This window comes from Vibrio sp. Isolate33, assembly GCF_022397895.1.
In the GTDB taxonomy this organism is placed as follows: domain Bacteria; phylum Pseudomonadota; class Gammaproteobacteria; order Enterobacterales; family Vibrionaceae; genus Vibrio; species Vibrio pomeroyi.
On record NZ_JAKEUP010000003.1, the window covers coordinates 356,860 to 378,793 of the forward strand.

Below are 21,934 nucleotides of genomic sequence, written 5' to 3' on the forward strand. Positions count from 1 at the left end.
TTATCAAATAATTACGTTTGTTCCTTATTTCAAGGGCTTATATAGCTGAAACATCTCAGCTATCGAGTCTGTTCGATGATCAAATCACGTAACCATTTGTGGCTCGGCTCTGAATCGAAGTATTTATGCCACAGTAAGAACAAACCTCCTGGCACCAAGTCGACCGGAACGGGCTTCATCACCAACTCACCACTATCAATGTAATCGCGTACCGAGTTATATGGGTAACACATCAACAAATCACTCTGCTTACACAGCTTAATGGCACTGGTGATGTCTGACACGTTAGCGGCTTTGTTGATTTCAAGCTGCTTAGAATTCAGCACTTCCATCAATAACCAGTCGCCTGCTCCGCCCGTCACCAACTGTATATGTCGATACTTAAGAAAGGTGTCTAGGTTCCACTCTTCTTGCAAGGCTGGATGGTCATTTCGCATCAAACACACGGAATAATCCAAACATAGCTCAACGTAATCCAACTCATCAGGGATACATTGCACGTGGGTAGAAGCACGTTCATCCAACTCGAAAATACCGATACCAAAATCAACTTCACGCTTTAATAAACGTTTAAAGCTGTCACTACTCCACGTTGAACTGTTGATAGTAATGTGCGGCGCATCGGCAAGCGCTGTCGGCATAAAATGCGGATAAATCGCCGTGTAGGCAGTTTCGACAAGGTCTATAGTGAAGGTACGTTCACTGTCTTTAGGATCGAAAACTTCAGGAACGGTTAGCTTTTCGATCTGCAGTAAGATTTGGTGGATCTTAGGCGCTAATGCGAGTGCTTTAGGGGTTGGGAATAGCCCTTTGGATTCGCGCTCAAACAGCGGGTCATCGAACAACGCTCTGAGTTTGGTTAGCTGTTTACTTACCGCAGACTGGCTCAAAAAGAGTCGCTCTGCCGTTTTACTCACGCTTCGCTCTTCAATCAGAACGTGTAAGCAAAGCAGCAAATTCATATCGCATTTAAGTAAGCTTTTAACATCTACCATGATATTCCCTAAATTCAGGTTAATGATGATTAATTGTCACTTTAAATCATATCATGGTCTTGGTAAATTTAGCGCATGTGAGTTAACACGCTCAAAGAATAATAGAATTAAGGAATACTCATGGATTTTCTAGCACTACCAAAGATTGATTTACACTGCCACCTAGACGGAAGTGTTCGCCCAGATACGATTATTGACCTAGCAAAACAGTACAATATCGAACTACCTGAAGATCGCGATGCGGTTGTTCAATCTCTAACTGTGCCAGAAGATTGCAAAAACCTAGATGAGTACCTAGCTTGTTTCAGCCTGCCACTGCAAGTCATGCAGACTGAAGAAGCAATTGAACGTATCTCTTTTGAGCTTTACGAAGACGCGGCACGAGAAAACGTTAAGTACCTAGAAGTTCGCTTTGCGCCAATCCTGCACGTAAACAAAGGTCTGTCTCTTGATACGATCATTGCAAGCGCAGTAAAAGGCATGAAGCGTGCTGAAGAGAAATACGACATCAAGGGCAACTACATCATGTCTGTACTGCGAATGTTCCCTAAAGACTCTATCAAAGACGTAATCGACGCAGGCAAACCTTACCTTGGTAAAGGTGTTGTTGCGTTTGATATCGCCGGTGGTGAAAAGCCTGGTTTCTGCGCTGAATTCCCTGAATACACGCAATATGCTATCGAACAAGGCTACCGTGTGACAGTTCACGCTGGTGAGCAATGGCATGGTCAGAACGTTTACGATGCAGTCACTATGCTAGACGCTGAGCGTATCGGTCACGGTGTTCACATCCAAGGCAACGAAGATGCGTACAACATCGTTAAAGAGAAGCAGGTTGCACTAGAGACTTGCCCAACAAGTAACGTTCAAACTAAATGTATCCACCAATTCAGCGACCACCCAATTGCTGAATTCAAAAAAGATGGCATCGTTGTAACAATCAACACAGACAACCGCACTGTGTCGAACACAACCATGACTAACGAAGTGAAGCGTGTTTGTGAAACATTCGGCCTAACAAAAGAAGATTACGCTGAAATCTACAAGTACTCTGTAGAGAGCGCATTTGCTTCAGATGAAGTGAAACAACACCTAATGGGTTTCGTTGAGCAAATCTAATTTGGCAAAGTGCGCCTACTGCTGAATTGCTAGGTTCACTTGGCATTAGTGCTTAAAGGCACAAAATAGGAAGAGAAAGGCTGAGGCTTTTCTCTTTTTTTATGTCTGTATATCCGTATGCTAATACCGATATTGATTCGGAAGATGTAAACAATGAAAACAGAACTCGAAAAAATGCTGTCTGGCGAAGTTTTTGACGGTGCCGATCATGAGATTGACCAAATGCGCACTCATACCAGTAAAGCTCTGTCAGATTTCAATCAATGTTCCGACGACACTCAACAGCCAAGCCTTCAAGCAACTCTATTTGGCAAAATCGGCAGCAGTGTTGTGCGTCCTCCTTTCCATTGTGAGTTCGGTAAAACCATCGAAATTGGTGACGATACCTTTATTAACATGAACGTGGTGATGCTTGATGGCGCGAACATCAAGATTGGTAACAATGTTTTGGTGGGGCCAAGCGTTCAGTTTTACACCGCCTCTCACTCTCTAGACCATCTAAGTCGTCGTAAATGGGAAACCTTCTGCTTTCCAATTATCGTTGAAGACGATGTATGGATTGGCGGAAACTCAGTCATCAACCAAGATGTCACGATTGGTGCTCGCTCTGTTATCGCGGCTAACTCTGTGGTCAACAGCGACGTACCGCCAGATTGTCTATACGGTGGCACACCAGCGAAATTGATTCGATACTTGAACACTGAACAGCCAAGTGACGACAACGAATAAACACGAAGCAACAAACCAAAAATGAATAACAAAAGAGGTGATGTTTTTAATTAAACATCACCTCTTTTTTGATTAGTTTACCGTGTCTCTTCTATCGAATGGGGTTCGTTCCATGGCTTTTTCATACTCACTTTTCGGGCCACTCAAATACGTAGTTTTGACGAATTGTTCCCAATCATAAAACAGCGATTCTATTGGCTGTTCGGTAAGCTGTGAGGGATCCCCATTGCTCTTAATGAGATTAATAAACGCCTCTTCTCCCCATGAACGTTCAATAAACTCACCGACCGTATAGCCAAGTTCATAAACCGCCGAGCTACTGTTCGGCTTGTTGTATAAGTCCTGAGCCAGACCATCGAAACGGCGACTGATGGCATGTCTGTTACTCATGTGGAACCAATAATCTTCAGACTTATAGATAGCGATCGCTTCCCACAACCACCGTGGATTGTTTGCAAAATTCGGATTCACTTGCAGCGTCACTAGATGCACAAATTCATGCAGCGCAGTCCTTTGAATGTCACCACCAAAGTAGAGCAGCCTGATTTCATTGCTTTTAGGTTCGATATACCCAGTAGAGAACGCATATCGATGCCCGATGCTTCTTTCTTGCTCGTCTAAATAGGCCTTTTGGTTTCGCCACACTCTAACGGTAACTGGCGGCATTGAATCAAGCTCGAACGTTTTCATTAAGGGAGTGCGGTTAATCAATAAGGTATTATGGATGCTTGGAATAACTGAGGGCGATGTTCCATCGTAAAGAACATACTTGAACGGTCCTTTGTCTGATTCGTAGCAATCATCACATGCTTGAACACCACGAATTTGAAGCGCAACAGCCACCACTAAAACCAGTATCGATATTGCTAAAATCGAGAACGTAACGATTAACTTAGATGGGTATCTTTTCATTTTCTATATCCTCAAACGAAGACATGATTCGAATGAGTGTCACTGTTTCAAATTGACACCCAGAGCGTTTAAGCTATTTTCGCACTGCACTGCATCGATAAACTGAATACCAGCCATGCCTACAGCCTTAGCCCCTTCAACGTTATAGGGCATATCATCGATGAAGACAGTTTCTGAAGCTTCAAGACCATTATTAGACAGCAGCGCTTGGTAAATCTCAGGCTGCGGTTTAAGCATGCCCAATTCAGCGGATACCGCCGCACCATCAAACAGCGGCCAAAATTCATAGGTTGATTTTAGGTATTCAACAATCTCGACCACGTTGTCAGTAAGTGCATACACACCATAACCAGCACGCTTTACACGCTCGATAAGATCGACAGAACCATGCAGTAAAATCTGCGTTTGTTTAACGTAATAGAACAGGCGATCACACTCTAATGGAGATAAGCTGAGTTCTTGTTGATAGCGAAGTTTAGCCTCATTTTCGGTCAAAAAACCTTTGTTCAAATCTAACCAGATCGAGCTTTGGAAAATCGAACGCGCTCGCGCTTCAGGGTCGGCGATACTTCCAAACGTTAGTTGAGTAATTTCCAATGGCGACCAACGCACAATCACATTACCCACATCAAACACGACATTTTTGATTTGATTCGAACTCATAACCTGCTCCTCAATTAGTCACATAAAATAGCAACAACACAAACATTAAATGCCGCACCTTAAAGTTCATAATCTTGTTGTACAAAATGAGGACTGAAATCACAATATGTCGCCGAGCAGGCACAAAAAAGACCATCATAAAGATGGCCTTTTTCAGTATTCGCAAGCTTAAATCATTAACACAAATCAGCGTCAGAGGAGATAATCGTGGGTGCGCCTGCAGAAGCATTCGAGCGATAAATAACAACACAAGTTTCGCTTTCTTCAGCATTGGAAAATGAATAGACGATGACTTCGTTTGGTTCTGATTCAGTATGTAAACCAAGCTGCTTCCAGTCACTATCATCACCGAGCAGTCCTTGTACTGCCGTTCCAATACCAGTCTCTGAGGCTGTTGGATAACCATAGTCAGTCACAACACCTTCCACTAAGGTACTTTGACCATCCGACACTGGAAGGTTTTCAACCCCTGCGACTGCTGCCTTACCATAAACAATCGAAGCTGCGCCTTCCATTGACGCTTTAAGGCCTTCTAATGCCGCAGCTCTAGCATCAGATTGAAGACCTAAGAACCTGGGTGCCGCAATCACAGAAAGAATGCCAAGTACGACAACGACGGCGACAAGTTCAATTAGAGTAAAGCCACTTGTTCTTCTCATCTTAAAAATCTCATATTCTTTATGGAACGGGAGGCAGTATATATTCAAGCTTGATTAAATGATACCGTCAATCATTCCTATTACTTGATTTTCTTCTACCCTTTTGCCATTGATAAGGTGTGATCCCGTTTACTCGCTTGAACGCCCTAATGAATTGCGAAGCGTCGGCATAACCTAAATGAAGCGCAACATCAGATATTGAATAACCTTGCTGCGAGATCACCCGCTTCGCGAACTCGATGACTAAGGATTCTTTGATCGCCTTGTAAGTGGTTTCTTCTTTTTTCAACGCTCTCTGGACGGTGCGTTTTCCAATCTCATTCAAAGCACAAAATGTGTCTAAGTCGATGTCCATTCGACCAATGTAGGGCGACAATGTCTCAGCAACCTTACGTGCATCAGTCATGGGTTTGGCTTTGGCTTTAACGACACCAAGCACACCAACCGTATCGAACGGTGCGTATTGAATGCACGTTTGCTCTTGCCCAAGGTATTGAGGAGTTTCGGTTTGGATTTTTAACTCGCTTAACGCCTGCGAGTTGGCTGCCTTCAAATCATATCGAATAGGTTTACCAAGCTCTGCATAGTGAGCCTGTAAGTAAGCGTGAGTATAAGCGATAAGAAACAACTCAGATTCTACACGACTAGCAGACTGCATTGACGTCTCGAATGAGACAAATAATCCTTCCTTACTTTGCTCCACAGACAGCTTTTCAATGGGGAAAGTATCAAGGAAATCTTGCATCGAAATAGCAGAGAATCGAAGTTCTTTGGCTGCTTGATTGGTGCTCTCTAACAGCACAGTAATGAACTCATTCGGACTCAGGTTAGCCCTAAGGCGCTGTAGGAAGAGAAGTATCCTGGGACTCCATTTGTTTATACACACTCAGTGCCTGCTGGGCTTTATAAGAGTGAACCCGATGCTACGCCACAAGGTTGTTACCGTGCCATACCAGATGATGAAGCGATACGCGCTGCTAAATCAGGTGGCTACGTTGCCCCGACCTTTACCGAGTGGATGATGGACGGTATTTGGCCTGAAGATATATCTCCTGTTCAAGCTGCGGATATGATCGATTACTACGTGAAATTGGTAGGCGTCGACTACGTGGGCATCGCGACAGACGATATGTTCTCTACAGCAATGGTTGTGGATTTCGCCACCAAGAACGCGAAAATGTACGACGATGGCGGCTACATGATTGAGGCGTTCAACAAAGGCGCTACCGGTAATGGTGAACTGTCGAAGATCCTTGCTGCCATCACCGACGAACTTTGGAAACGCGGTTACAGCAACGATGATCTAGCCAAGATCTACGGCGGCAACAAGATGCGAGTTTACGCTCAAGTATCTGAAGGCGCAGACCCTGACGAATTCCAAAAAGAGTATGCAAAACGCCTTAAAGCGCTCACCAAGTTGAGAAATGAAAACTTGACGATGTAGCTTGTTAGCCGAGTCAATTTCTAACGAGCACAATAGACATGAAGCACGCCGATAGTGGCGTGCTTTTTTATCTCTATATAACTCCAATTACGTGCATCGCGCCTCTCAATTACCATCCCCCACATAACCTTATATGTTATAATTACTAGCTATTCAGAGCGTGCTGAATCCTTGATTTAGTTCACTATTCTTTAGCCACAGTGAATACACTTTAACGTTATCGAACTATGAAAAAATACGAATTAGTTGTCCAAGATATTGTGAGTAAAATCTGTCAAAACAGTATCAGCCATAAGCTTCCAGCAGAAAGAGAACTCTCTGAAATATATGGGTTATCTCGATTTACTATTCGAAAAGCACTAGCAAAGCTAGAAGCCATTGGCATGGTGACATCTAAGGTAGGTTCGGGCTACTTCGTCAACACCGCTCTGATTGGTACTCCTCTCGTGTACAACTCGATCACGGAGAATAGCTTTGAAGAAATCTCTTACAAAAAGATTCAGTTAAACAAAGCATTACCCGACAATCACGAGCAGCAGATTTTTTCCTTAAACGACAACGAATATATTTGGAAAATTAGGCGTCTTCGATTGATCAACAATAAAGTGGTTCAAATCGAAGAAGCCAAAATACCCGTTAGCGTATTTCCGGAAATGAATGCTGAGATCATAGAGAGCTCAATTCAAAAGCATGCTTTATCAAAAGGGCTGCAGATCGACAGCTATTTAACGACTTATCAAGCCATCAATGTTTCTAAAGAAGATGCTGAACTGCTTGGCTGTAAAAAGAATGCGGCAGCGATGAACATCACCAACCGAGGTTTCTTAGCATCGGGCGAACTGTTTATCGTCAGCGATATCATCGACATTAATTACCAATGTACGTATCACACGCCTTTTAACAGTGAAAGTATGAGTTACCGAGATAAGAAGTAGCCTTTCAATTATATTTAATTTCTTTATGGATTAACCACAATATTAGTTAACCTTTAATATCATTAATTTAATAGTACTAGAAATATAGTAATTGATATTACGCAATATTTGGTAAAGAGATTAAATAAAAATGGCCGCTTATAGCGACCATTGGATATTAAAAATACGAGTTAAGGGGTATGGATTGCGCCATCAGGAAGACGACTCTGTGTCCACTCGTGGGGGCGATACATTACAGGAAATTCCGCGGCAATTTCTCGGTCAATCTCGACGCCAATACCTGCGATTTCAGATGCGTATAAGTAACCATTGATTGGCTCTGCCGCATTCGGGAACACCTTATGTGTATTCTCGTTGTATTCAACATGCTCTTGAATCGCCGCATTGTGTAAATGCACGTTCAAATGCGTGTTTACCGCAGCACCAATTGGCGTCATATCTGGCGGACAATGCCATGCAATACGAACACCGAAATTCTGACATAAGTGGCCAAGTTTCAGAGCAGGCGTAATACCACCGATTTGTGAAACATGGCAACGGATGAAGTCGATACGACGATTAGCGATCAGAGGTTTCCACTCTTCAGGGTTATTAAATAACTCACCTAAACCTAATGATACCGAGCTTTGACTACGAATATTGTCTAGCCATTCCGTTTGGTTTGGCGGAAGAATATCTTCTATGAAGTACGGCTTATATTGCTCGACTTCTTTCGCAAATTGTATCGCTTGATTTGGGAAAAGGCGCTCGTGAACATCATGAAGAATATGGAATTGATTACCATACTTCTCTCTCAACGACTTAAACATGGTTAGCGTGTTGTCCATGTACTGATCTTGGTCGTAGTACGAACCTTCAGTCGGGTTTTGAGTGGTATGTAAATCGGTTGGAACGCCGCCATAGAAGCCAAGCTGACAACGAATATGCTTGTAGCCTTTGTCTAAGAAACCTTCAACCAACTCATAAATGCCTTCCATGGTGTCGCTTGTCGCATGCGTATACACAGGGATTGCATCACGAGACTTACCACCAAACAATTGGTGCAGTGGCATTCCCGCTAACTTAGCTTTAATATCCCACAGTGCCATATCAACACCAGAAATTGCATTATTGATAACAGGGCCATTTCGCCAGTAAGCGTTAACCATCATCATTTGCCATAAGTCTTCAATATTATTGGCATTTTTCCCAATAAGAATAGGTTTTAAATATTCATCGACCATTGTTTTTACAGCAAGTGGTCGTTGTTGGAATGTCGCACAACCAAAGCCAGTCACACCTTCATTCGTTTCAACTACAACGGTAATTAGGTTGTGTCTGTCTGGTTTCGTAATAATACAATGGATGTCAGATATAATAGTTTCTTTCACAATTAAATAACCTAAACTTAAGTCAACTCCTATTATCTAACCGCTTTAAAAATCACATTTCAAGCGCTATTTTTCATCCTAAAATAATTGGTACGTTAAGTGTTTTTTTTTGATAAACAAAACATACCAATTGGCAAAAAACGGTGAAAAATTAATTTTTCGGATTTTAAATGTGATTGAGATCTCTTTTTACTCCGTTGGATTTAAATTGGTTGTCGTTATGATTTCTCGAGTTAAATATATTCCAATAACAGGTGTAGTATGCAAATGGTAGAAAAGAGTGATGCCGTTGTGAATAACTCTAAGTCATCATCGAAAAAGAAAAATTTCAAAGAAAATATACAGTTATTAGTCACTGCTGTTGGTGGTGAAGACAATATCGTGAGTATCACGCACTGTATGACAAGGTTACGATTCAAATTAGCAGACGAGTCGCTAGTAGACGAAGAAGCGATCAAGCAGATCGCTGATGTGAAAGGAGTGGTACTTCAACAAGGCCAAACCCAAGTCATCATCGGGGTTGAGGTAGAAAAGTGGTTCAACGCGCTGTCAAATACTCAACAAGCTGACGCGACTCCGGCCGATGAGCTAGAGAAAGGCAAGCTATTCCAAGGCGTGATGCGCATTGTTGCAGGCATCTTTGGTCCAGTTGTACCGGCAATCGCTGGTGCTGGTATGTTAATGGGCCTGTTGTCTGGCCTTATTGCAACCAATGTTATCTCTGAAACTTCAGACACGGTTTACTTCTTCCGTTCAATTTCGGTCGCTGTGTTCTTTTTCTTACCTATGCTGGTTTCTTTTTCTGCCGCTAAGGTATTCAAAGTAAATGAATACATCGCACTTGCTGTCTCTTCTGCCATGCTAGCGCCACTGCTTGTCGATAAAGCATCTATGTTAAAAGAAGCGGGCGCGGCTCCAGAGCTGACCGTTCTTGGCGTGGTGCCTATTGAGCTGCTTAACTACGGCGGCGCGATTGTTCCTGCTATTCTGGCAATCTGGTTACTGTCTAAAGTGACTCCGTTAGTTGACCGTCTAGTACCATCTTCTGCGAAGCCTGTATTTACACCACTGCTGGCCTTTACGGTAACTTCAACCATCACATTGTCTTTTGTTGGTCCTGCCGGTATCTGGCTAAGTAACGGCGCGGGTTGGGTAATGAGTTCATTACTGGAGATCTCTCCAACGCTAACAGGCTTTGTGTTTGGTCTAACTCGTCCTATTACGATTGTGTTTGGTATTCACCACAGCATGACGCCAATCAGCCTCAACAACTTCGCACTGTACGGTAAGGATCTACTGATGCCTATCATGTGTCTGGGTAACATGGCGATTGCGGGTGCAACTATGGCTATCTGGCACAAACAGCGCAAGACGGTTTCTAAAGAGCAATCTTCAATCACAATGGGCTCAAGTGTTACTGCGATTCTAGGTATCACAGAACCAGCTCTGTTCGGTGTACTAACTAAATACACCAAAGCGATGATGACAGCGAGTTTAGCGGCAGGTGTGTTCGGTGCTATCTCGGTAACAATCGATACGCACTTAACGAGCTACATCCTTTCTTCTGTATTCAGCTTGCCAGCTTACCTTGCAGGCGGTACGCAAAACTTCATTCAAGCACTGATGGGCGTTGTGGGTGTATTCGCACTCTCTTTCGTCCTAACTATGTTGTTCGTAAAACTAGACAACAAGTAATTCCCTTCCCTATTCATTGGTTTAAGGAATCACGTGGCTACCTCTTGTGTAGCCACGTTTCATTATTTGATCCCTAGCAAACTCACTCTTCTTAAGGTCACACTATGAGCCACATTGCGATTATCGACGAATGCATGATTGAACTGAATGGCGCGCCATTTGGCAGCATGCAACAAAGCTATGGCGGAGACACGCTCAACGCAGCGGTTTACTTGAACCGAAGTGCCACCAGCAGACTGGCAACCCTGCAGTACGTACCAGTTACGTGACTGCGCTTGGTGCTGACGCCATTAGCCAACAGATGCGAGAACGCTGGCAAGATGAAGGCATATCGACAGATCTTGTACTTATCGACGAGAAACGCTCTCCGGGTCTGTATTTGATTCAGTTGGATGACGAAGGCGAGAGAACCTTCTTATATTGGCGCAACAACTCCGCTGCACGCTATCTAGTCCAACACCCTAATTTCGATGATATCTGCCAAGCATTGAACGATGTAGATATGATCTTTTTCAGCGGGATTTCACTCGCGATATTGCCACATGGTGATCAATTCAAATTATTAGAGGTTATCCAAACCCTAAGAGCGCGTGGCGTCACTATCGCTTTTGACAGTAACTACCGACCAAAGACAGCTATCGATTAGGTTATCAAGCCACTGATATCGCCTTGGTTACCTTTGACGATGAACAGCAACTATGGGACGACCAAACACCTCAAGACACTATCGACCGACTGCACAAACTGGGCGTAAAAACCATCATTGTTAAACTCGGTGCTGAAGGCTGTTTGGTGAGTGAATCTCCAGCCCATACACCAAGCCTAATTGAAACCACGCCAGTAGAAACCGTGGTCGATAGCACCTCAGCAGGCGATTCATTCAATGGCGGATTCTTGTCTTGCTATCTATCTGGCGGCTCTGTTGAGCAAGCCTGTCGTCAAGGTAATGCACTGGCGAGATTGGTAATCCAACATCATGGAGCCATCATCCCTCAAACCATCACCGATACACTATTCACAGCTAATTAAGAAGTACACTATGTCTACAATCAACGACCAACTGCAAGCCCTTAAAGTGATTCCTGTTATTGCCATCGATAACGCAGAAGACATCATTCCACTAGGTAAAGTGTTAGCAGAAAATGGACTGCCCGCAGCAGAGATTACGTTCCGTTCAGACGCTGCTGTTGAAGCGATTCGAATACTTCGCCAAGCACAGCCAGACATGCTTATTGGTGCGGGAACCATCTTAAACGGTGAACAAGCACTCGCCGCTAAAGAAGCGGGCGCGACATTCGTTGTATCACCGGGATTCAATCCAAACACAGTCAAGGCGTGCCAAGAAATCGGCATCGATATTGTTCCTGGCGTAAACAACCCAAGCACGGTTGAAGCTGCACTAGAAATGGGCCTCACGACTCTCAAGTTCTTCCCAGCAGAAGCCTCTGGTGGACTCAACATGGTGAAATCACTCGTTGGCCCATATGGCGATATTCGACTCATGCCTACCGGTGGCATCACGACATCTAACATCGATAGCTACTTAGCAGTACCTCAAGTATTAGCCTGCGGCGGTACATGGATGGTCGACAAGAAGCTCGTTACCAATGGCGAGTGGGACGAAATTGCACGCCTAACACGTGAGATTGTTGAGCAGGTGAATCGTTAGTCGATAACGTTCTAGAAAGAACAAACTTCCTGCCTCCATTACAACAAAGCCACAGTAGATCCTGTGGTTTTTCTTTTTGCTATGAACTGGCAACAAGCATATCAATTGAGCAACCAATAACTGACAGGGTTATCAGGGCACTGATAAGGCCCACACTCAACAAAGGTGGCGATAGCGTTGAGTGCAACCACGACGATGGCTAACAAGCACGCCACACGCCCCAAGTTACTCATCTTATAAACTTCTTGCGACTGCTCTTTGTTGGTCAATATTAAAATGACGGCAACCGCTAATATGGTCGCAGCAAATAATACGAAAGCCCACGTGTAGTAGTGCATCCCAAAGATAGGACTACCATAGCCGGGCGTACCTGGAATCACATGTAATGAGACCTGTCTTAGCGAAGTAGCTACGCCGTATAAAGCGCCAATCAAAACAATGCCATAGTGCCGAGATTGAGGCCCATAAACCACATTCAACATAAAACCAAACGCAACCATCACGAAACCGATACGTTGCAATAAACAGAGTGAGCAAGGCAACTCATGAAGAACAAACTGAAGGATAAAGCCTATCAACAGAACGACAGTCATGCCGAGTAGGCCAAGTGTATTTAGGAGCGTTAACTGATTTCGATTCATGTTAGCTCCTTACAATAAGATAGGTAGTGAATCAGTCGCATGGTGATTAAACCAATACAACCCAAGGATCACGGAGCCCGCAAAAAAGCCATAAGCCGCGGTCTTCTTTTCGAAAAAAGCGCATAACATCGCCACGAGTAATAATAGAAACAATAAAGACATCATAAGAGGTATTCCCTCGCCATTTATCAAGTTCAGTCATATTGAACGTCAGAATGAATATCCACACCTACGCCCTAAAGCATTCAACATCGGCAAACCTATGGATTACAGATTTAAAATCATCAACTTAATACTTGTTAGTAAGCTCTAAGCTGTCAAGTTCCCGTAACTAATAGATCCATTCCTTTACTCACAGATGCAAGTAACACTCCATTTCTAGCAAAGTGAACACAGCTCAACATCAGACATAACCGCAAACAGAACCGCAAACAGAACCGAGATATTACGATTGACTACACTTAGAACGTTGGCTGACGATCAAATAATAAATAGCTAGGAAGCATGATGAAAACAACACGATTAGTCTCTGCGTTACTTCTTACTAGCCCAATTATTCCAAGCGTTAGTTTGGCCAACTATACGATTGTTCTGCCCAGTCAACATGGTGATTGCCAGAGAGTTTGAGCATGGACGAGTTCTTTATCGCACCGACTTCTATGGGAAAAACGCTGAGTTTGATACCGAAGATAAAGTCAGAATCCAATTAGATTTACCCAATGAAACCCGTGAGTGCTAATGGAATCGTGGGAGAATATGTAGATGAAGTACAGATCGGTGGCTACCAAAGCTTGATACTACTTCACTGACTCTGCTCAAACTCAAAATGGCCACTCCATAAAACAAAAAAACCTAGCGAATAGTCGCTAGGTTTCAATAATAAAAACGAGATAGTGTCAGCTTACTTCAGAGGGTCGTTATCGGGTAATGCATTGTGTATCCATAACGCTAGTCGCTTCTTAATATTAGCCCCATCAAGCTTGCTCTCCGGGAGAGGTGTGATCTGATTGACTTCAACAAGGAACAAGTACACCGCTTTAACCTTGATTGGTTGAGATGAATCCGGCAAATCAAAACCTTGTAGTTTTGCCATCTTAAAACCGACTTCAACTGCTTTTTTTACCAGCTTATCTTCATTCATGATCTTCGCGGTTTTCGACATGTCATCTCCATCATCTTTATCGAGTGAATATTGAGTATATCAAACAGAATCTTAGACAAGATAACAGTGATCCCAATTCAGAAAAATCGTTCCGATAAATAAAGTAAAACGAATTACAGATTCAAATCAAATACCAACCTAATTGACATTGAAAACATGAATGGTAATACGCAAAAAGTCTCTTAACAGAAGACTCAATAAATGAGATCTTAAGTCAAGAAATCAAAACCTAACCGATGTTTGACTTATCACGATTAAGGATTCGGAATATTCTACGTTTGTTTTATATAGCAATAACACGCTCAAAATGCAGTAAGAAGATGATATTTAACCAGTTTTATAACAAAACGACTTAGATCATGTTTGCAGAAAGCGGTAATAAAATATTATTTACAAAATTATTAGCAAAAAATAAAATTAGAACATTAAGTTTATCATGGTGTTAAAAATGCGTTATTTATGGGCTTCATTCTGTCATAAAAACCCAATCCCCGGACGAATCGTTCATACTCTAGTTATGCTGGTAGCGTTAGCTTCTATCGTCGTGCCACTGACTTCAAAAGATGCTACAACCATTTTAGCTTCACTGTGTAGCGCTCTAGTATGCTTTGTGTTGTTTGTGTTCTTTGCGATGGCCGATAAGATGCGTTCAGGTATGCATTAATCTCAGATACTGGTTACTTTTAAGCCTTTAGAGAATTTAAAGAAAAACGCCCAACGTTATTCACTTTGGGCATTTTTGCTTTAGCAACACATAGCATCAGAAATAGTATTCAATAGAGCTCTCTAAACTCTTCAATTCGTACCTTTCCGCGTAATAACAGAAAGTTAAGAAAACGCGGTGTAGAAGTCGTTATCACTTTATCTTCAGCAACTCCGTGCTTTTCCAAGAGCGAAATGGCGAGATCTAAGTGCGCGATCTCCTCACAAAAATGCGCATCAGACCCTGTCGAAAAGTAAACGCCTACCTCCTTACCAATTTCCACAATGTTACTGCAGCGAACATCACTGCCTTTACGGCTTTTTCCCGTTAAAGAGGTATTGTTCACTTCTATTGCCACATTGTGCTCTTTGGCACATTCAAGCACGGCACGAATATCAAATGGGTAGTTCGGGTTGCCAAGGTGTCCAAGCACATCCACTTTCCCTCTTTTAATCACATTGATTAGCGCTTGAGTGTGTACCTCTTCAGTTGAGGGTGGAAACACAGGTTCATGGAAGCTGGCAATGCTCCAATCGAGGTGCTGGTAGGTTGAAGGGGCTAAGTCTAAGTCACCTTCAATATTCAGAGTGTTGGCTTCTACTCCACGCAGGATTCCAACATCGTGAAGGAAACGGGGCAAAATTCTTTGGTTATTGAAAAACCAGTAGTGGGGGGCTCCCGGCATTTCAGGAGCATGATCCGTTGTGCAAAGAAGTTTTAGCCCCTTCTCCTGTGCTGCTTTGGCGTTTTCTATAATAGTGCTGTAAGCATGGCCGCTGGCAAGAGTATGAGTATGGCTGTCGACGACGATCTTCATAGCGACCTCCTAGAGTTAGTTGATTTCAAAAGAACCGTCTTGGTTCATATAAAGAGTCAGATCCGCATTTACGGAATGATTTAAAACCATGTCCACATTCTTAGAATCCGAGCTTTGATAAAAGGCGAGAGCCTCTTCCGGCGTTGATCCACCGCGAATCTTTCGGTTCACCAAACGCTCTTCTAAAAACTTAGGATCGGTATCAATAAAGATGGTGAAATCAGCAAGCTCATTAAGCCCTCTCCATACTGGTTCATCGAGAAGTAGCCAGTTCCCCTCAATCACTACAATCTCTTTTTCAACGGTGATCGCATCATCAACCGGATCATGCAGGTTGCGATCGTAATAAGGCCATTTCGGGTCTTGGACTTTTAGCTTTTTCAGCTTGTCTATCAAGGATGTGAGATTAAAGGTTTCGTGTGCGCCTTTGATACTACGCAGCTTTATCTTCTCTTCTCCACGCATGGTGTAATTCGAATCAAGGATCTCATTTGGGTAATGGAAACCATCAAAAGGAAGCACCTGTAATGGATCAACATTGGGAATCGTTTGGGATAGATGCTCCCAGAATGCCGCTAGGGTTGATTTTCCACTACCAGGAGGTGCAGCAAGGAATATCACCGTTCGTTCGTTTTTTTCTTGGTAAAGGCGAGAAAATTTTTCAACCAATGGCTTATGAATTTGTTCGATGTTGTTATCTGGGAATACAGCTTCAGTCTCAAAGCCACTGACATTTAGGGAAACTTTCATGTAGAAAAGCCTTAATTTAAAATTTCGTTCTCCACGGTTTCTAACAAACCCTCACAAGCGAGTTTCAACACGGTTTTGACCAGTGACTCGTAACGAGCTTGAGAAAAGGAGTCGAATGATGAAAATTTTAATTGGTTAATCGAATCAAGATAGATGCTGCCTTCTGACTTTGAGAGCGTTGATTGGTTACTGATAAAGTCGTAAATGACATCATCACTAAACGAAATCGGCTCTTGTTGCTGAGCCACGAAACCGTGCATTTGGTCAAACAAGTTAATATCAGCGTAACTCTCTAGTGAGATCTTACCCATCGCAAACATCAGCTTTGAGACCACATCTATCTCGACCAAAGGACCATCTTCTTTGAGCAGAGGGGTCACGGCATACTCAATCACCAAAGGATCTTGAACAAATACCCTTGGTAACAAATGCTTTAATCTAACGCTAATCAGCTTATGAGACGCTTGGATAAAACAAGTGGCAGTTTCGCACTCTTCTAAGGCATCTAATAATTCGTCTTGCACCGTAATAACATGTTCCTTATTTGTCGTGGCAGCAGTCACGCTGCCACGAAATCATCGATTAAGCCGTTAGGCTAACGCCGTAGAACTCAAGCAGCGCTTGCTCTGCCAGTTCGTTCCAAACGTAGTTATTGTCTTTCAAAATTCGGTCTAGTTCACCGAAGAACGGGTCTTGGTCTGCTAGCTTATGGAACTCATCAATTGCCGTCAGTGGCAGGTTAATATGTGGGTAGATTAGCTTTTTACCACCCGGAATATCCAATTGATTTAGGATAGTGTGAGGTGCAGCTTCTAAACCACCAACGTGAGTTAACATAAATGATGGGTTGATCTTACCCGCTTCAGAAAGTTCAATAGATTCAACCATATCCCCCGTTGAACCGCCAGAGGTTCCAACAATATGGGTTGACTCGTAGTGCACATTATAAAAGTTAAATGGTACCTTGAATTGCTTGTCAGTTGGGCCTGCAAAGAAGTTAAGGCAGCCATCGTTACCTAATAGCTCGTCTGCTTGCTCAAGTACTTGTGCAACCGCTGCATACACCATGACATCGTCATAGCCATTACCGTCATTTAATTCTTTTAAATACGCAACAGGATCGTCAATTTTTGCCGTGTTTACGTAATGAAGTTCAATACCATTCTCGGTCGCTTTCGATACCGGGATAAGGCTTTCTGCGCGAGCAAGGCGAACTTCATCAATATCAGTCACAACAATGCGGCTTGGCTTTACAGGACCGTTAATCGCGTAATCAATCGCACCAATACCCATAGGGCCCGCACACGCTAGCAATGCTAGAGCACCCCCTTCTTTAATGCCCATTTGGTGTTCATACACGTATGGGGTTGTGTGGTAGCTTGCGTGGAATGCACCTATGATGCACGACATTGGCTCAGCAAGTGATGCATTAGCGTAGTAAGAGCTCTTATATGGCAGCACACAATCTAAATCAATCGCGACTTTAGGGATGATTGAGTAAGTCGCGTTACCACCAAATGTCTCGTAGCTGTAACCTGCTGAGTAGCCTGTTGGCAAGCCCATTGCTGGTTGCAGTACAAACGGTTCACCCGCTTTGAAACGGTCTTGTAAGTTAGCACCGACTTCTACAATCACGCCTGCGTATTCGTGGCCAGTCATCACTGGCACTTCTGAAATATTTTCTGGTACACGCTTGTGGTTACTGCCAAGTAGCGCCGCTTTGTAAGTTGATAGACAGATGCTGTTTGAAACGTTTTTAACCAGCAGTTCATCATCTGAAATCTTTGGTAGATCGAAGGTTCTTAGTTGAACGTCTTTCTCGCCACAAATTACCGCCGCAGTTGTTTGAACCATGATTTTCTCTCCGATAAGTGGGGCCAGAACCTGACCCCAGAATATTAATTACGCTTGCTGACCAATAGTGTCCATTAGGTTGTCTAATGCTGGGTCATGTAGGAAGTTCTTGATAGTCACCACAGGTAGACCCGTTGCTTTAATTGCTCGACTCTCTAAGCTCTCATGGGTGACCACCACATCGGCATTACTTGGTACTTTCTCGATTGCGAAGTTCTTCACTTCGATGTTAAAGCCGGCTTTTTCAAGTTTACGCTTGAAGGTAGATGCCCCCATTGCACTTGACCCCATGCCTGCATCACATGCAAAGGCAACAAATTTGATGTCTTTCGCTTCTGCTTTTTCCGATGCTTGAGCCGGTGCTTTTGCTACCACGCCTTCTGCTTTCATATCTTTCATGTCTGTAATTGATTGCTCAAACTCTTCTTCAGACTCTTCTTTCTTACTCACTTTCAGAATTGCACTTGCTACTAAGAAAGAAACAATCGTTGCTGTCGCGACACCTGCGATGGTTGCGAAGAAGCTGCCTTTTGGTGTTAGTGCTAAGTAAGAGAAGATAGAGCCAGGGCTTGGACCTGCAACCAGACCACCATCAAGTAGGTTGAACGTTGCGATACCTGTCGCTGCACCTGCAATCATCGCGAGAATCATGATTGGCTTCATTAGCACGTATGGGAAGTACAGCTCATGGATACCACCGAAGAAGTGGATAATGATTGCACTTGGTGCTGATTTCTTACTTAGACCTTGACCAAACTTAGCGTAAGCCAGAAGCATACCTAGGCCAGGACCAGGGTTAGACGCCACCATGAAGAAAATAGATTTTCCGGTTTCAGCTGCTGCTTGCAGGCCTAATGGGTAATAAATACCTTGGTCGATTGCGTTATTCAGGAAGAGAACTTTTGCTGGCTCGTTAATAATCGCAAGCAAAGGTAGGAAGCCAGTCGCAACCAACGCTTCGATGCCAGATTTAACGAACAGATTCGCTGCAGTCACAGCAGGGCCAACAATCGCATAGGCAAACAGACACATCAGCATGCCGAAGATACCTAGCGAGAAGTTGTTTACTACCATCTCAAAGCCGGAAGGAATCTTGTCTTGTAGGCGCTTATCGATTTGCACAATCACCCAGCCACTTAATGGCCCCATGATCATTGCACCAACAAACATTGGTATCTCAGCGCCGGCAATAACACCCATAGTACCGATGGCACCAGCCACAGCACCACGCTTGTCACCAACAATTTGACCACCGGTATAACCAATAAGTAACGGTAATAAATAGGTAATCATAGGGCCAACAAGTTCACCGAAATACTCATTCGGCATCCAACCTGTTGGGATAAATAATGCAGTAATAAAGCCCCAAGCAATGAAGGCTCCGATATTTGGCAATACCATGGCAGTCAAGTGACCACCAAAAGCTTGCACTTTGGCTCTTATATTTGTAGACACGTTATATTCCTTATTTTCAAAGGTTATTATTAGTAACTTTTAATAATTTCAAGCACTTCAGCTTTTGAAGAAGAGGCTGCCAGTTTGGCAATGTTTTCTTCATCGACCAGCATTTCGCTAAGCGCTTGAATAACCTCGATGTGTGTATCTGAATCCTTTGCAGCTAATGTTAATAAGACATTGGCAGGTCCCATATCTGATCCGAAATCCACAGGATTAGAAAAGACATGAATACCCAATCCAGTCTTTAATACTCCCGCTTCCGGGCGGGCATGAGGCATAGCAATACCTGGACAAAGAACGTAATAAGGTCCATTATCATGCGTTGACTGAATGATCGCGTCTGCGTAGTTATCGGTAACGTACCCCTTGTCTTGCAGGTAACGAGTCGTTTCCTTAACAGCATCTTCCCACTTATATTCAGAGTGGTTAATAACATCAATTAAGTCGTGGTCAATAAGGTCATAAAGCATAATATATCCCAGTTATTCTTTGTTCGTTGTTGTTGGGATTATTATCAATGGAAGTTGAGGAATAGAGAAATGGCAACAAAATGAGACTTCTATCACTTAAATTTCACTGTCAAACGATTAGTTATTCTCTGCCTCTCATATTTACCATGAAATTTAATTACAAATTTATTATTAACAACAAGTCAATACTGTAAATTTGATAGAGTAATCAAATTAAGAATTAAAGCTAAATATCATAAACGTGACGAATATCTATTAATGCATATTGACCAAGCGTTAAGTGTGATAATGATTACATTTAATTTGAGCGTTTGAATGGTTTGATGCGTTTAAATCAGTGACCAAGATCCCGTATGAAATACAAACACCACTCACTTGTAAGTGAGTAACACCTCGTTCACGCACCAATTCAGGTCTGCCTCATACTGGATAGTTTGGTTATCATTGGTTCAGATACGGAAAAGCCCAAAGTTATTAGCTTTGGGCTTTTCTTCTAGCGACTGTGGTTGATTACAACCGGGTGATACGACAACCGAGGCTTACAGCGTCATATGCAGAATTGGAAATGGTTTTCCCATGTCATCAAGTGGAGATCGTGATTCAATTTTGAACCCCATGTGCTGATAGAAACCTACCGCTTGTGGGTTTTGCTCATTGACGTCAACTTTGGTGGCTGCTAGCTGCTCAATCGCATGTTGCAACAACACCGTACCTACTCCTTGCCCTCGAACTTCATTCAAAACAAAAAGCATCTCGACTTTTGCATCATGGACACCCACGAAGCCAACAATCGAACCACTTTCATTTTTAACGCATTTCAAAGAAACCGCAGGGAACGCATGTTCCATGATGATAGGTTTAAAAAACTCAATATCTTCTTCTGTAATAAAGTCATGAGTTGCTCGGACTGAATTTTCCCAAACCTTAAGCATTTCTGCGTAATCTTCAGGAAGCACATTTTCTATAGTCATAATTTTCTCTGGATTGAACTGAATATAAACATGTGCAGCCGCGAGGCTATAGTGTAACAAGCATTAGTCATACAAAACAACACTGTTCACTATTCGCTGTCCTAGCTCCACCCACTCGATTAATCTGGCATCACAACAATACCCATACTTTCAAGCAGTTGCTCTTGCTGCCAAGCCACAATTTTAATTCCAGATGTATCGACCTTACGAGGATCTAAACCGTCTAATTCAGCATGGCACAAGTTTGCGCCTTGCATGCTGAATTGTCCCCATACATCTTCCGAGAACACACCACGGCTGAGATCAGACTCTTTCAGTGATGCGCCCGCAAGGTAAGTGCCTATCCAACGGTTCTCAAACAGCTCACACTTCTCTAAGCAGGCCTGTTCAAAGTTGGCGTAAGACAGGTTACAACCCGTAATATACGCCGAGCAAAAATACATGCGATTGCTCACCTGATTAGCAAAGTTTGTTCGCGTAAAGTTGGCGCCTTTCAAATCACATTCGCGTAACTCAATACCGTAGCAATTGGCGTTACTGAAATTGGCCATGGCGAGCTGACAGTTCTGAAAACTTGCATCACGCAAATCTGCAACATCGAAGTGGCAACCCTCGATATCACCTTGCTCGATGAACTTACAATTGATAAACGTTGCATCGCGTAAGTTTGAACGCCTGAAGTCGCATCGGATAAAAGTGCATGCGGTAAATGTCATTTCAGACAGATCTTGATGAGCAAAACTGTGTTGATGATAAGTGCTGTTATTGGTGTCCATTTAGCCCCCTAAAGAAATTAAGCTAAGACTACCATTGTGATCTTCAGAAAACACCAAATTAAAAACCAAAAAAAACAGCAACTTAAAACACCCCGATTTAGCCATTTTAAGGCCCCAAACGGGCAGTTTAAGCAGGCTATTT

Annotated in this window: 23 protein-coding genes and 3 pseudogenes; 9 read left to right on the plus strand and 17 right to left on the minus strand. The window is 43.1% G+C overall.

Going from position 1 to position 21,934, the window contains the following annotated elements; genetic code table 11:
* Positions 1–59: 59 nt before the first annotated feature.
* Positions 60–995, minus strand: a complete 936-nt coding sequence (locus L1D37_RS08240) for a LysR substrate-binding domain-containing protein (protein ID WP_017098499.1) — start codon at positions 993–995, stop codon at positions 60–62.
* A gap of 120 nt (positions 996–1,115) precedes the next feature.
* On the opposite strand from L1D37_RS08240, the gene add reads away from it, so the two are divergent.
* A complete protein-coding gene (add, locus tag L1D37_RS08245; RefSeq protein ID WP_239847549.1) occupies positions 1,116–2,114 on the plus strand; it encodes an adenosine deaminase in 999 nt (332 codons plus the stop codon).
* A gap of 153 nt (positions 2,115–2,267) precedes the next feature.
* Positions 2,268–2,843: a sugar O-acetyltransferase gene (locus tag L1D37_RS08250; RefSeq protein WP_239847550.1), complete on the plus strand. Its 576-nt coding sequence runs from the start codon at positions 2,268–2,270 to the stop codon at positions 2,841–2,843.
* Between the two features lie 72 nt (positions 2,844–2,915).
* Here the strand turns inward: L1D37_RS08250 and L1D37_RS08255 are convergent, their stop codons facing one another.
* From L1D37_RS08255 to L1D37_RS08270, 4 genes are all read right to left on the minus strand, one after another.
* Positions 2,916–3,755, minus strand: coding sequence for a hypothetical protein (locus tag L1D37_RS08255; RefSeq protein ID WP_239847551.1), 840 nt, complete (start codon positions 3,753–3,755; stop codon positions 2,916–2,918).
* A 39-nt stretch (positions 3,756–3,794) separates the two neighbouring features.
* Positions 3,795–4,418 (minus strand): HAD family phosphatase, encoded by a 624-nt coding sequence (locus tag L1D37_RS08260; protein ID WP_239847552.1) that lies wholly within the window; start codon positions 4,416–4,418, stop codon positions 3,795–3,797.
* A 176-nt stretch (positions 4,419–4,594) separates the two neighbouring features.
* On the minus strand, positions 4,595–5,077 hold the full coding sequence (locus L1D37_RS24020) for a type II secretion system protein (RefSeq protein ID WP_275665468.1): 483 nt from the start codon (positions 5,075–5,077) through the stop codon (positions 4,595–4,597).
* 67 nt (positions 5,078–5,144) lie between these two features.
* Positions 5,145–5,879 (minus strand): AraC family transcriptional regulator, encoded by a 735-nt coding sequence (locus L1D37_RS08270; RefSeq protein ID WP_239847553.1) that lies wholly within the window; start codon positions 5,877–5,879, stop codon positions 5,145–5,147.
* A 45-nt stretch (positions 5,880–5,924) separates the two neighbouring features.
* Here L1D37_RS08270 and L1D37_RS08275 point away from each other — a divergent pair.
* Both L1D37_RS08275 and L1D37_RS08280 read left to right on the plus strand, forming a co-directional pair.
* Positions 5,925–6,521, plus strand: a pseudogene (locus L1D37_RS08275) (membrane dipeptidase); the annotation flags it as partial.
* 227 nt (positions 6,522–6,748) lie between these two features.
* Entirely contained in the window at positions 6,749–7,456 is a 708-nt protein-coding gene (locus L1D37_RS08280) for a GntR family transcriptional regulator (RefSeq protein ID WP_017631450.1), read from the plus strand.
* A gap of 170 nt (positions 7,457–7,626) precedes the next feature.
* Here L1D37_RS08280 and L1D37_RS08285 read toward each other — a convergent pair whose 3' ends face one another.
* Positions 7,627–8,826: an enolase C-terminal domain-like protein gene (locus L1D37_RS08285; protein ID WP_239847554.1), complete on the minus strand. Its 1,200-nt coding sequence runs from the start codon at positions 8,824–8,826 to the stop codon at positions 7,627–7,629.
* Between the two features lie 261 nt (positions 8,827–9,087).
* Here L1D37_RS08285 and L1D37_RS08290 point away from each other — a divergent pair, with 261 nt between their 5' ends.
* The 3 genes and pseudogenes from L1D37_RS08290 (at position 9,088) to L1D37_RS08300 (ending at position 12,190) form a co-directional block, all read left to right on the plus strand.
* Complete coding sequence (locus L1D37_RS08290) at positions 9,088–10,521, plus strand: PTS transporter subunit EIIC (protein WP_176679132.1); 1,434 nt, start codon at positions 9,088–9,090, stop codon at positions 10,519–10,521.
* A 104-nt stretch (positions 10,522–10,625) separates the two neighbouring features.
* A pseudogene (locus tag L1D37_RS08295) lies at positions 10,626–11,550 on the plus strand (sugar kinase).
* A gap of 10 nt (positions 11,551–11,560) precedes the next feature.
* Positions 11,561–12,190 (plus strand): bifunctional 4-hydroxy-2-oxoglutarate aldolase/2-dehydro-3-deoxy-phosphogluconate aldolase, encoded by a 630-nt coding sequence (locus tag L1D37_RS08300; RefSeq protein WP_239847555.1) that lies wholly within the window; start codon positions 11,561–11,563, stop codon positions 12,188–12,190.
* Between the two features lie 101 nt (positions 12,191–12,291).
* On the opposite strand, the gene L1D37_RS08305 is transcribed toward L1D37_RS08300, so the two are convergent.
* Together L1D37_RS08305 and L1D37_RS08310 are read right to left on the minus strand one after the other, a co-directional pair.
* Positions 12,292–12,831 (minus strand): disulfide bond formation protein B, encoded by a 540-nt coding sequence (locus L1D37_RS08305; protein ID WP_239847556.1) that lies wholly within the window; start codon positions 12,829–12,831, stop codon positions 12,292–12,294.
* Positions 12,832–12,840: 9 nt separating this feature from the next.
* Positions 12,841–12,996 carry a DUF5993 family protein gene (locus tag L1D37_RS08310; protein ID WP_162884309.1) on the minus strand — a complete coding sequence of 52 codons (156 nt, stop codon included), beginning with the start codon at positions 12,994–12,996 and terminating at the stop codon, positions 12,841–12,843.
* A 439-nt stretch (positions 12,997–13,435) separates the two neighbouring features.
* On the opposite strand from L1D37_RS08310, the pseudogene L1D37_RS08315 reads away from it, so the two are divergent.
* Positions 13,436–13,640: pseudogene (locus tag L1D37_RS08315) on the plus strand (hypothetical protein); the annotation flags it as partial.
* A 92-nt stretch (positions 13,641–13,732) separates the two neighbouring features.
* Here the strand turns inward: L1D37_RS08315 and L1D37_RS08320 are convergent.
* Complete coding sequence (locus tag L1D37_RS08320; RefSeq protein WP_239847557.1) at positions 13,733–13,993, minus strand: DUF5062 family protein; 261 nt, start codon at positions 13,991–13,993, stop codon at positions 13,733–13,735.
* Between the two features lie 448 nt (positions 13,994–14,441).
* Here L1D37_RS08320 and L1D37_RS08325 point away from each other — a divergent pair, with 448 nt between their 5' ends.
* The gene (locus L1D37_RS08325; protein ID WP_239847558.1) at positions 14,442–14,657 is read left to right on the plus strand and encodes a hypothetical protein; all 216 of its coding nucleotides are present in this window, start codon (positions 14,442–14,444) and stop codon (positions 14,655–14,657) included.
* Between the two features lie 109 nt (positions 14,658–14,766).
* Here the strand turns inward: L1D37_RS08325 and L1D37_RS08330 are convergent, their stop codons facing one another.
* The 8 genes from L1D37_RS08330 to L1D37_RS08365 form a co-directional block, all read right to left on the minus strand.
* A complete protein-coding gene (locus tag L1D37_RS08330) occupies positions 14,767–15,513 on the minus strand; it encodes a phosphatase (protein WP_239847559.1) in 747 nt (248 codons plus the stop codon).
* Between the two features lie 15 nt (positions 15,514–15,528).
* Positions 15,529–16,263: a nucleoside/nucleotide kinase family protein gene (locus L1D37_RS08335; protein ID WP_239847560.1), complete on the minus strand. Its 735-nt coding sequence runs from the start codon at positions 16,261–16,263 to the stop codon at positions 15,529–15,531.
* A gap of 11 nt (positions 16,264–16,274) precedes the next feature.
* The gene (locus L1D37_RS08340) at positions 16,275–16,793 is read right to left on the minus strand and encodes an MltR family transcriptional regulator (protein ID WP_239847595.1); all 519 of its coding nucleotides are present in this window, start codon (positions 16,791–16,793) and stop codon (positions 16,275–16,277) included.
* A 52-nt stretch (positions 16,794–16,845) separates the two neighbouring features.
* Positions 16,846–18,117 (minus strand): zinc-binding dehydrogenase, encoded by a 1,272-nt coding sequence (locus tag L1D37_RS08345; RefSeq protein WP_239847561.1) that lies wholly within the window; start codon positions 18,115–18,117, stop codon positions 16,846–16,848.
* Positions 18,118–18,165: 48 nt separating this feature from the next.
* On the minus strand, positions 18,166–19,572 hold the full coding sequence (locus L1D37_RS08350) for a PTS mannitol transporter subunit IICB (protein WP_345779431.1): 1,407 nt from the start codon (positions 19,570–19,572) through the stop codon (positions 18,166–18,168).
* A gap of 29 nt (positions 19,573–19,601) precedes the next feature.
* Positions 19,602–20,045, minus strand: coding sequence for a PTS sugar transporter subunit IIA (locus L1D37_RS08355; protein ID WP_017065190.1), 444 nt, complete (start codon positions 20,043–20,045; stop codon positions 19,602–19,604).
* A 539-nt stretch (positions 20,046–20,584) separates the two neighbouring features.
* Positions 20,585–21,016 (minus strand): GNAT family N-acetyltransferase, encoded by a 432-nt coding sequence (locus L1D37_RS08360; RefSeq protein ID WP_050632689.1) that lies wholly within the window; start codon positions 21,014–21,016, stop codon positions 20,585–20,587.
* 119 nt (positions 21,017–21,135) lie between these two features.
* Entirely contained in the window at positions 21,136–21,792 is a 657-nt protein-coding gene (locus tag L1D37_RS08365) for a QnrS family quinolone resistance pentapeptide repeat protein (RefSeq protein WP_210456961.1), read from the minus strand.
* Positions 21,793–21,934 lie beyond the last annotated feature (142 nt).